This is a genomic window from Mesorhizobium sp. M7A.T.Ca.US.000.02.2.1, assembly GCF_003996995.1.
GTDB lineage: Bacteria > Pseudomonadota > Alphaproteobacteria > Rhizobiales > Rhizobiaceae > Mesorhizobium.
The window spans coordinates 1-10,436 of sequence record NZ_RZTT01000213.1 but is presented as its reverse complement, the minus strand read 5'-3'; the positions used below and the strand labels follow the sequence as shown (position 1 = coordinate 10,436).

General features: G+C 63.4%; 9 protein-coding genes and 1 tRNA gene. 6 read left to right on the top strand and 4 right to left on the bottom strand.

What is annotated here, in order from left to right; all coding sequences use genetic code 11:
* The 3 genes from EOD15_RS19885 to EOD15_RS19875 all read left to right on the top strand — a co-directional run.
* On the top strand, nucleotides 1–732 hold a 732-nt coding region (locus EOD15_RS19885), incomplete at its 5' end, for an acetyl-CoA carboxylase carboxyltransferase subunit alpha (protein ID WP_127408756.1).
* A 217-nt stretch (nucleotides 733–949) separates the two neighbouring features.
* Nucleotides 950–2,248, top strand: a complete 1,299-nt coding sequence (locus EOD15_RS19880; protein WP_127321561.1) for a murein L,D-transpeptidase family protein — start codon at nucleotides 950–952, stop codon at nucleotides 2,246–2,248.
* Nucleotides 2,249–2,256: 8 nt separating this feature from the next.
* Nucleotides 2,257–2,493, top strand: coding sequence for a sulfurtransferase TusA family protein (locus EOD15_RS19875; protein WP_164761850.1), 237 nt, complete (start codon nucleotides 2,257–2,259; stop codon nucleotides 2,491–2,493).
* A 9-nt stretch (nucleotides 2,494–2,502) separates the two neighbouring features.
* On the opposite strand, the gene EOD15_RS19870 is transcribed toward EOD15_RS19875, so the two are convergent.
* Nucleotides 2,503–3,621 (bottom strand): GTP-binding protein, encoded by a 1,119-nt coding sequence (locus EOD15_RS19870; protein WP_127321563.1) that lies wholly within the window; start codon nucleotides 3,619–3,621, stop codon nucleotides 2,503–2,505.
* Between the two features lie 3 nt (nucleotides 3,622–3,624).
* A complete protein-coding gene (locus EOD15_RS19865; RefSeq protein ID WP_127329983.1) occupies nucleotides 3,625–4,788 on the bottom strand; it encodes a D-alanyl-D-alanine carboxypeptidase family protein in 1,164 nt (387 codons plus the stop codon).
* Between the two features lie 216 nt (nucleotides 4,789–5,004).
* Here EOD15_RS19865 and EOD15_RS19860 point away from each other — a divergent pair, with 216 nt between their 5' ends.
* The 3 genes from EOD15_RS19860 (at nucleotide 5,005) to EOD15_RS36845 (ending at nucleotide 8,785) form a co-directional block, all read left to right on the top strand.
* Nucleotides 5,005–6,168, top strand: coding sequence for a M20 aminoacylase family protein (locus tag EOD15_RS19860; RefSeq protein WP_127266677.1), 1,164 nt, complete (start codon nucleotides 5,005–5,007; stop codon nucleotides 6,166–6,168).
* Between the two features lie 83 nt (nucleotides 6,169–6,251).
* Nucleotides 6,252–6,328: transfer RNA gene (locus EOD15_RS19855), tRNA-Arg, on the top strand.
* Nucleotides 6,329–6,862: 534 nt separating this feature from the next.
* Nucleotides 6,863–8,785: a hypothetical protein gene (locus EOD15_RS36845; protein ID WP_245463716.1), complete on the top strand. Its 1,923-nt coding sequence runs from the start codon at nucleotides 6,863–6,865 to the stop codon at nucleotides 8,783–8,785.
* 149 nt (nucleotides 8,786–8,934) lie between these two features.
* Here the strand turns inward: EOD15_RS36845 and EOD15_RS19845 are convergent, their stop codons facing one another.
* Nucleotides 8,935–9,588 (bottom strand): hypothetical protein, encoded by a 654-nt coding sequence (locus tag EOD15_RS19845; protein WP_164761770.1) that lies wholly within the window; start codon nucleotides 9,586–9,588, stop codon nucleotides 8,935–8,937.
* A 333-nt stretch (nucleotides 9,589–9,921) separates the two neighbouring features.
* The gene (locus tag EOD15_RS19840; protein ID WP_127266678.1) at nucleotides 9,922–10,275 is read right to left on the bottom strand and encodes a cupin domain-containing protein; all 354 of its coding nucleotides are present in this window, start codon (nucleotides 10,273–10,275) and stop codon (nucleotides 9,922–9,924) included.
* Nucleotides 10,276–10,436 lie beyond the last annotated feature (161 nt).

Below are 10,436 nucleotides of genomic sequence, written 5' to 3'. Positions count from 1 at the left end.
GACTATATCAAGGGCCTGCTCACCGATTTCACGCCGCTGGCCGGCGACCGCAATTTCGGTGAGGACCAGGCGATCGTCGGCGGTTTCGCCCGTTTCCGCGGCGAACCCATTGCCATCATCGGCCAGGAAAAAGGTTCCGACACAGCCAGCCGCCTGAAACACAATTTCGGATCGGTTCGCCCGGAGGGCTACCGCAAGGCGGCACGGCTGATGGAACTGGCCGACCGCTTCAAGATCCCGCTGCTGACGCTGGTCGACACGGCCGGCGCCTATCCCGGTGTCAACGCCGAGGAGCGCGGCCAGGCGGAGGCTATCGCCCGTTCAACCTCGACCTGTCTCGGCCTGAAAGTGCCGTCGATCTCAGTGGTCATCGGCGAAGGCGGTTCGGGCGGCGCCATTGCCATCGCCACCGCCAACCGCGTCTACATGCTCGAACACGCCATCTATTCGGTGATTTCGCCGGAAGGGGCCGCCTCGATCCTGTGGCGCGACACCACGCGATCGAAGGACGCGGCGACCAACATGAAGATCACCGCGCAGGATCTTTTTGAATTAAAGATCATCGACGCCATCATCCCCGAGCCGCTCGGCGGTGCGCATCGCGGCGCCGAAACGGTGATCGCCGCGACCGGAGACCTCATCGCCAGGACGATGAAGGATTTTGCCGGCGCCAACACCGATTTCCGCGAGCAGCGCCGCGAAAAATACCTGGCCATGGGCCGCAGTCTCTGACCACAGGCAGCCTTGGCCGCAACAATGTGGCGGGGCGGAGCATTTTTGCCACAAAAATGCCGCTGCATTCGGCTCAATGAGACTGCCGCAGGGGGATGCGTCGGCACTTGCGGTAAGGAATTTATTAGGGTTAACGGGCTTAGGGTCCGTCGATGCGCAGTGTAGCAGCCGGGGCAGGAAGCGTCCTGGCGCCAGAGAAAAGACGATATCCGTAGCCATGTTTGTCAAGCTTGCCCGCACCGGAATCCTGATCGCTGCCCTCGGCGTTGCCGGCTGCAACAATTCGTCGATGAAGGATTTTGCCCCGGAGGCCAACAAGCCGCTGCCCGACAAGATCCTCGCCGACATGAGAGCCAAGGGCATGGTCCGCACCTCGTCGGTGATGGCCCGCATCTTCAAGGAAGAAGGCAAGCTCGAGATCTGGAAGGCCAAGACCAACGGCCGCTACGACATGGTCGCCAGCTACGACATCTGCAAATGGTCGGGCAAGCTCGGGCCGAAATACACCGAAGGCGACCGCCAGGCGCCGGAAGGCTTCTACACGGTGCGCCCGGCGCAGATGAATCCGCGCTCGAACTACCATTTGTCCTTCAACATCGGCTATCCCAACGCCTATGACCGCGCCAATGGCCGTACCGGCTCCAATTTGATGGTGCACGGCGCCTGCTCGTCGTCGGGCTGCTATTCGATGACCGATGCGCAGATCGAGCAGATCTATGCGTTCGGCCGCGATGCTTTCCAGGGCGGCCAGACCGAGTTCCAGATCCAGGCGTTTCCGTTCCGCATGACCGCCGCCAACATGGCGCGCTACCGCAACGACCCGAATTACGACTTCTGGAAGATGCTGAAGGTCGGCTACGACAATTTCGAGATCACCAAGGTGCCGCCGAAGGTCGATGTCTGCGAGAAGCGTTATGTCTTCAACCAGGTTGCCGCCGACGGTCAGACATTCGATCCGGCCGGCGCCTGCCCGGCGACCACGCAACCTGATTCGCTGAAGAGCGCCTACAATTCCTACATGAGCACCTACGACGCTGCGTTCAGCGGCGCGGTCAAGGCCAGCGTGCCAGCGCCCAAGCCGACCATTGCCGGTATCAAGGAAGCCAGCATCGTCTCCGACTGGTCCAAGCGCCGCGCACGCGGTGAACGCGTGCCGATCGATCCGCCGTCGCTCAACAATGACGGCTCGGTCACCGAGACGGCGCGCATGGGCCGCATCGATTCGCCTGCCGGCCGCAAGATGGCGGCCCTCGATGCCGAAAAGGCGGCCAAGCAGAAGGCCGAGGAGCAGAGGCTCGCTGCCATAGAGGCGGCCAAGCAAGCCAAGGAAGCCGCCAAGGCCCAGGCTGTGGCCGAAAAGGAGGCCGAAAAGGCTGCCAAGGAAGCCCCTGTCGCCACCGCGACCATCGCGGCCCCTTCGGAAGCGGCACCGATGGCTGAGACGCAAGCGGCGAGTGCCGACGAGAGCCGCGTGACGAAGCTGAAGAACAAGCTGCTCGGCATGTTCGGCGGTTGATTTCGCCCGTGGATGATCGCGCCGCTATTTATGACCTCAAGGGGCTGAACTGCCCCTTGCCCGTGCTCAAGGCCAAGAAGCGCCTGGCGGGGATGCAACCGGGCAGCCGGCTCTGGCTGGAGACCACCGACCCGCTGGCCGTCATCGACATTCCGGCATTCTGTTCGGAGAGCGGCCACCAGTTGATTGAAACGGCGGCGGTCTCCGGCGGCCATCGCTTCCTGGTCGAGCGCGGCGCGCCGTAATCGTGGGAGCTACCGCCCGGCAATCGCCAGCGGGTTGTTTTCCAGCGCGGCGCGATCGGGCGTGTCGATCGACGGCCGGTTGGTGAAGGCGGCGAACAGCCTGCGGATATAATCTTCGGGCATATCGAGCGTGATCAGCACCAGCCGCGTGCCGCGCTGGCCATCTGGCCAGGACGGCAATTGCACCGGCGGATGCAGGATCTTCTGCACGCCATGGATCACCAAAGGCCGCGACGGGTCTTCCCTGAGCTCGATGACGCCCTTCATGCGCAGCAGGCGCTCGCCATGTGTCGAGCGCAGCAGGTCGAGGAACATCTCGATCGCCGAAAACGGCACCGGGCCGTCATGCACCAGCGAATAGGAACGCACCCGCGAATCGTGGCGATGACCGTGGTCATGGCCATGTTCGTGATCATGCCCATCATAGTGATCATGATGGTGATGATCATGAGCCGCTTCCTCGCCCAGCCAGCGCCGCACATCGGCGGATTTGGTTGCCGGGTTGTAGAGGCCGCAATCAAACAGCGCCGCCACGCCTGTCCCCGTGTCACCGGCATCGAGCAGTTCGGCGCCCGGATTGATCTGCCGCAGGCGCGCCCGAAGCATTTCCAACTCATTGGGATCGGCGACCAGATCGGCTTTGCTGAGCACGATGCGATCGGCGACGGCAGCCTGCTTGACCGCCTCGACGTGGGCGTCGAGCGTGGCGTTGCCGTTGACGGCATCGACCAGCGTGATGACGCCGTCGAGCCGGAAGGCCTGGATCAGCGCCGGATGCGCCATGATCGACTGCAGCACCGGCGCCGGGTCGGCAAGGCCGGTGGTCTCGACGATGACGCGGGCAAGCCGGGCGATGCGGCCGGTCTGCAGCCGGTCGACCAGGTCGGCCAGCGTGTCGACCAGTTCGCCGCGCACCGTGCAGCAAAGGCAGCCGTCCGAAAGCTGGATGATGCCGTCGGAAGACTGCTCGACCAGCAAATGGTCGATCGCCACCTCGCCGAACTCGTTGATGATTACCGCCGTGTCGGCCAGCGCCGGATCCTTGAGCAGCCGGTTGAGCAGCGTCGTCTTGCCGGCGCCTAGGAAGCCGGTCAGCACCGAGACGGGGATCGGGAAGCCGCTGCCCATTGGCTAGTTCGCAACCTTGGCCGGCTGGTCGCCCTGCGCGGCGGAGCCGGCAATCTTCGGGCCTGCGCCGGCCGGTGCCGGCCTGTCGGGCCGCCAGCTCGGGATCGGCACATCGGCATATTCCTGACCGCCCCGGTCGAGGATGGCCTTCGGCGCCGGACCGGTGGCGCCGCCAAGGCCGACGGCAACCAGCGTCGGCACATGGTCGAGCTTTTCCTGATAGGGCGATTTCGGCACGTCCTTGGCGGCAACCGGCGGCGCCTCCGACTGCTCCTGCGGCGTCTTCTTCTTGCAGACCTCGTCCTTCATGTCGTTGGGCGAGACCGTGTCGCCATAGGGCGCCAGCGTGGTGACGGTGGCCGAGCCGGCGGCAGGCGCGTCAAAACCCTGATCGAGCAGTTTTGCCGCGGTCTCGGCACGTGTGACCGCCGATTTCTCGCCAAGCACCACCGCGACCAGCGTGCGCCCGTTGCGGGTCGCCGAACCGATCATGTTGAAGCCGGAAGGGCAGACAAAGCCGGTCTTCATGCCATCGGCGCCGGGATAACGGCCAATCAAGAGATTGTAGTTGGGAATAGCCTTCTTGCCGACGGCAAGGCCCTCGATCGAGAACCACGGCGCATATTGCGGAAATTCGCGGCGGATCGCCATCACCAGCACGGCGAGGTCGCGCGCCGTCGTGTACTGATCCGGCGAATAGAGCCCGTTCGGATTGACGAAATGCGTGCCGTTCATGCCGAGCCGGGTCGCTTCGGCGTTCATCCGGTCGGCAAAGGCCGCCTGCGAACCGCCGACATTTTCGCCCACCGCCATGGCGATGTCGTTGGCCGATTTGACCAGCATCATCTTCAGCGCGTTGTCGAGCCGCATCACCGAGCCCGGCTTGAAGCCCATCTTGCTTGGCGGCTCGGCGGCGGAGTGTTTGGTCACCTTGATCGGCGAATCAAGCTGCACCTCGCCGGCGGCGATCGCCCGAAAGGTGACATAAGCGGTCATCAGCTTGCTCAGCGATGCCGGATACCAGCGCTTGAACGCGTCCTGATGCTGCAGGATCTTGCCGCTGCCGAGATCGAATACGACCACCGGATTGGCCAGCGCCGGCCCGGCCACGACCGACAGCGCGATTGTGCCAACCGAGAATAGTTTGAGGAAATGCCTGTACCGCATGATCAAATCCGAAATCGCCTCTTGCCGTAGTCGCCCCTGGCTCCGTAAGATTTCGTTACGCGATCGCCAGCATGATTGGTCCGACCCTCAAAAACCGGACCGCATCGTTGCGGTGCTATTTACCCTATGTGACGCCAAGATGGCAAAGTGCCTGGCGATCACAATTGCAAGGCAGCGGACGACACCCGCCTGTCCCAACAGCGAGATGGAACCATCATGCCAATCCTGAACCGTGCCGCCGAAATGCAGGACGAAGTTGCCGGCTGGCGCCAGCATCTGCACCAGACGCCAGAACTGAACTTCGACGTCTTCAAGACCGCCGCCTTCGTCACCGAGAAGCTGAAGGCTTTCGGCTGCGACGATGTGGTCACCGGCCTCGGCAAGACCGGCGTCGTCGGCGTCATCCGCGGCCGCCAGGGCGAAGGCCCCACCATCGGCCTGCGCGCCGACATGGACGCGCTGCCGCTCAACGAGATCACAGGCAAATCCTACGCCTCGACCATCCCCGGCAAGATGCACGCCTGCGGCCATGACGGCCACACGGCAATGCTGCTGGGCGCGGCCAAATACCTCGCCGAGACGCGCAACTTCACCGGTTCCGTGGCGGTGATCTTCCAGCCGGCCGAAGAGGGCGGCGGCGGCGGCAACGAGATGGTCAAGGACGGCATGATGGAGCGTTTCGACATCTCCAGGGTGTTCGGCATGCACAACATGCCGGGCCTGCCTGTCGGGCAGTTCGCCATCCGCCCGGGCCCGATCATGGCGGCGACCGCCGAGTTCACCATCACCGTGCGCGGCAAGGGCGGCCACGCGGCGATGCCGCACGGCACGATCGACCCGATCGTCATCACCAGCCAACTGGTCGGCGCCTTGCAGACGATCGCCTCGCGCAGCACCGATCCGGTCGAGGCCGTGGTGGTGTCGGTGACCAAGTTCCACGCCGGTGACGCCTACAACATCATCCCCGAAACCGCTGAAATCGCCGGCACCGTGCGCACCTTGCGCAAGGAGATCGCCAAGAAGTCCGAAGAGCGCATCCGCAGCATATGCGACGGGCTGGCGACCGCATTCGGGGCAAAGATCGAGGTCGACTACCAGGCAAATTACCCCGTGACCTTCAACCACGCGGAAGAGACGGTGTTTGCCGGTGATGTCGCGATGAGTGTCGCCGGCGACGCCCATGTCCACCGCGGCATCCAGCCGGTGATGGGCGGCGAGGATTTCTCCTACATGCTCGAAGCCCGCCCCGGCGCCTTCATCTTCATCGGCAATGGCGACACCGCCGGTCTCCACAACCCTGCCTACGATTTCAACGACGAGGTCATCCCGCACGGCATGAGCTACTGGGTGAAACTGGCGGAAACCGCGCTGGCCGCCTGACGGCGGCAGCGCAAAGCCGGCCGAATTGCCTTCGGCCGGCCTCTTGGCGAAACGATCCGAAGCGGCTATGTGTCTGGCCGCGTGGTCCCGTAGCTCAGTAGGATAGAGCGGCAGATTCCTAATCTGTAGGTCACAGGTTCGATTCCTGTCGGGATCACCACGCTTTTCACCAGCTTAGCAACTGACGTCGTACTTTTCGCGAAACAGTGCAACGAATTCTAATCTCGGCGGGAATGCATCGCCGAACAAGGAACGATCCAGCTTCGCTCCGAAGAGCGGGCACTACAATGGCCCTTTTGTCTGGCCGAAGGCTGCCGACAGGATCATTGCGAGGTGATGGTTGACCGTGGTGCGCTGTGACCTAGCTTAAAGTTCATGATGGACAGTCAAGAGCCGGGAAGTGGCGAATTGTCCGCACCGGCGAACTCTCGCGAGGTTGATATGCAGAGGCGCAAATCGGCGTCTCAGGGCCCCGCATGTGTCCTTGGTCGGCCATTGCCCGCCAAGGAATATCAACTGCGGCGATCTATCAGCGCGCGACCGGCGCCCCGCCATCCGCAACAATTCGCAAGTACCAGAAGGATCCCGAAGAAAGCGACGTTTCGAGGGCGGTAAGCCTGGCCAATACCAAGGCGGATGACCAGACATCGCTTTACGAACTTGACGATACACCCCAGAACGCACGGGCACGGCAATGCCAAATTATCTTGCCGAAATGTATGCAAACGACGTAAATTTGGCCATTCTGATCGCAGTGGTGACGCTTGCATCGGTGGGCGTCTATCTTGTGCTCCGGCGTATCCTTGCCGCGGTGCGACGGCGCCGCCTTGCAGCGTTTGACGAAGGCAGATCCGGTATCGCCGACGAGGCTTCTTGGGAATGGGAAAGCCCGGCCGGACTTGTCGCCGGTCCTGCTTCTTCCAAGGCTGCCAACCCCTTGCATCCGGTCGGCCTGGATGTTCGGGCTCAAAATACCAACTACTCTCGGTTCGGAGTGCGAATCGAGCATTTCGCCGCGACATCCGAACCCAGCGGGAGCTCGTTAGTGACCGGTGCTCCTGCACCGAACAGTGTGCAGTCTGGCCGGCTTGCAGCATCCATCAGCGCGATCGCGGAACGTGGGAAGCGGATTTGCGGGTCGGCATGGGACCAATTGCGCCATAGAGCTTCACCGCCAAAAATTGCTCCGTTGGCCTATGCTGCGGATCGCGGTTTGAATTTCACAGCGCAGATGGGAGATCCCGACCCGGCCATGGCGCCTGCCTCAAACCCTGTCGTTCGCAGGCCGATCGTTCTTGTATCGCGCTTGGGTCTCGCCGCCATTTGTCTGGCCGCGCCGATTGGCTATGCGATGACGAGACAAATCTGGGTCGAAAGCGCTTCCGCCATCTCGCAAACCCAAGACCAGGCCCATCGAGACCTTTCGCGCCCGTTGGGACCTCAGGCGAGTGCCGAATTGCTTGGCCCGGATCTCACGGCTAACCAGGCGCAAGACGGGACGGATCGTGCTCAGGCTGCCGCTGCGAGACAATTGGCCGACCAGGAGCACCGGGCGGCGGAAGGCGAGCGTGCCAGGAGCGCCGCTCTGCAGGGAGCGCTCCTCGAGGCGAGCAAGCAGATCCACACGCTGAGGGCAAGCATGGCAGCTGCCGATGACGCGCGCGAGGAGCGGTTGCGCAATGAACTCGCGGCGGCCCGCACTCTTGACGCGTTGCGGCGCATTGCGGGAGATGCCCGCACGATGCTGAGCGAGGCCACCAGCTATGTCCTTGAGGAGATGCCCGCTGCTCATCTCGAGCAGGAGCAGGCCCAAAGGCAGGCGCGCGATTTATCGCAAGCGCGCGTCCAAATTGAACAGCTTGAGACCGAGGCCGCCGAGGATCGCGCCACGGCCAAGGCTTCACTGGCGCAGGCGAGCGGCATGCTCGACGACGAACGCCGGAAGGCGGAGCTGCTTCGTGGCGATCTCGCCGAAGCGAAACTGGCCAATGCCGCACTCATGAAGCGTACGGCCGTGGCTGAGCAGGAACGGACCGACGCGGTCACAGCGAGACAACAAGTGGAGCGGACCGCAGCTGACACGGAGCGAACGCTCGCACGAGAACGCGCTGCAGCAGCAGCGGCCGTTGAGGAGCTGAAAGAAGCTCGCGTCGAGCGCCAGGCGGCTGAACTGGAGCGAGCCAAAGCAGTCTCAGCGAAAGAGCGTGCCGAGCAGGCCGCAACCGAGACGGCACAGGCTCTGGCACGGGAACGTACTACAGCCGTCATGAATCGTGAGGATCTCGACAGAGCCCGCATCGAGCGCGAAGCAGCCGCCCAAGCTCTTTTGTTGCGTGTCGCTAAGCTTCAGGAGGCTCTGGACGAGCAACGCGAGGCCACTGTTTCTCTTGCCCGCGACTTGGCTGCGGCGCGCGGGGACAACGACAGGCTCAGGACTGAGCGCCGCAGCGCGCAGATCGAACCGCCCCTGAAGCCGCGTTCTGGCCGCGCGGCAGCCAGCCAGGTGAAGGCCGTCAGCAAGAAGACTGGCAAGGTTCGCAACGCTTCGCGGATGACCCGGGTGCGTTCGATCACACTTCCTTATTCGCTCTTGCCAAGACACGTGACACCGCAGTGATTTCCGACTGCGCGGTCCCTTCCGTGGAAGGCCATCTTTGATGCCCCGCACCCTTGGTAACACACCCGAGGCCTGCTGCCATTTCGGCCAAAGATGAATGGCCCCTCGAATTCACCCTGCTTCATCAGCGAGGTGTTCTGCGCGGTTCGCTATGTCAGGCCGATCACGCTGCCTGTCGCGTCCAATTCGCATTGGATCGCCGCCTGCCGCGTTTCCACGTTGCCTTGCCGCACATAGTCGATGCTGACTTCGATAGGGGCCGAGATCGTCGCCCGACTCAACTGATGTACGAAGCCCGCGCTGCTGACGCGCACGCTGGTCGCGCCAAACGGAGCGGCGGCCGACTCGATGGCATCATGGCAGGCCCGAACGACTTTATCCGGGACGCCCGGCAGCGCCTCGGTTCGGCTGACTGTTGATTGAGTGTTGCTGTCGCTGGGAGGCTGGAGAGCGGCCGGCAGGTCGAGTGACTGTCCGCCCCTTGCGGACGCAACAGCAGTAGCGGTGGCCGGACCTACCGTCCCCGGGACTGTCGCAGTGCCGCTTGTGCTGGTCTCGCCGTCGTCCGCCGACGAACTGGAGCCGCCGGGGTCATCGCCAGTCCCTTTCTGCGAGCCGCCGCGGTTGCCGCCGGCGTCATGACCTCCGCCGCCACCATGGCCACCAGAACCGTGGCCGCCGTTGCCATGCCCTCCGCCTTGCTGGCCACCGGTTGCTGCTCCTGCGCAAACTACGGCGATCGAGCAAGCTAAGACGAAATACGCACAGGTGAATCCACGCGATTGACGCACGACGACCTCCATGGATGCGTCGATCCAACCGTCTTTCCGCGGCGTGCAGTCAGAACGGCCCGAACCGCCGCTGCCCCCGAGGCAACCTCGCGATTGCCGCGCCCCCCGAAAGAACTAGGGGATCGATCCGGTGTATCAAGGATACTTGGCTGGTAAGCGCCGATGAGAGATCGCTTGGCTGGCGAGTGCCGTATCATTCAAGTCGAGGCCGACCGTGGATGACGCCGCAGACGCCTTCATGACCCAATGACCGGAGTCCGGGGAGTGGCTTGGCCGTGGCCCGGGCGAATGCAGAGATCAGCTCCGCCATGGCGAACCATGGCGGGCCAGACGGATCACCCCGCCTCAGCCAACCCTGACGACAAAATGCTTCGTCACCGGCTCGATGATCTTCCAGGTTCCCTTGAAATCGGCTTCCACCACGAAGGCATCGCCGGGACCGACCTCGACCGGTGTGCCGCCGTCCGGCGTGATGATGATGCGGCCGGCGATCATGTGCACGAACTCGTAGTCGGTATAGGTGGCGTGATAGGTGCCGGGCGTCGCGCGCCAGGTGCCCGACAACACCTTGCCGTCCTCGGTCGTGTGCTGGACGGCGGTTTGCATGGTCGGCTTGCCCTCGACGACGATCCAGCCAGCCAGATCGCCGGCGTCCGCGTGTTCGACGGTGCCGAATTTGAGGATTGTCTCGCGTGTCATGTGCTGGGCTCCGTTTGGTGGATTGCGTGGCGTTGTTTGCCTGGCCGGTCAGATAACCGATGCACCTGCCGCGAGCAATGCCGGCGCCATACGGCGGCACCTTGGCTGACGGTGCATCAAACAAAAAACCCGCCTGTGCGGCGGGGCACTGGCGGAAATCA

Excerpts from the sequence above, each read along its gene's own strand:
- EOD15_RS19880 (WP_127321561.1), top strand. The coding sequence starts at position 950 with ATGTTTGTCAAGCTTGCCCGCACCGGAATCCTGATCGCTGCCCTCGGC.
- EOD15_RS19870 (WP_127321563.1), bottom strand. The coding sequence starts at position 3,621 with ATGGGCAGCGGCTTCCCGATCCCCGTCTCGGTGCTGACCGGCTTCCTA.
- EOD15_RS19865 (WP_127329983.1), bottom strand. The coding sequence starts at position 4,788 with ATGCGGTACAGGCATTTCCTCAAACTATTCTCGGTTGGCACAATCGCG.
- EOD15_RS19860 (WP_127266677.1), top strand. The coding sequence starts at position 5,005 with ATGCCAATCCTGAACCGTGCCGCCGAAATGCAGGACGAAGTTGCCGGC.
- EOD15_RS36845 (WP_245463716.1), top strand. The coding sequence starts at position 6,863 with ATGCCAAATTATCTTGCCGAAATGTATGCAAACGACGTAAATTTGGCC.
- EOD15_RS19845 (WP_164761770.1), bottom strand. The coding sequence starts at position 9,588 with ATGGAGGTCGTCGTGCGTCAATCGCGTGGATTCACCTGTGCGTATTTC.
- EOD15_RS19840 (WP_127266678.1), bottom strand. The coding sequence starts at position 10,275 with ATGACACGCGAGACAATCCTCAAATTCGGCACCGTCGAACACGCGGAC.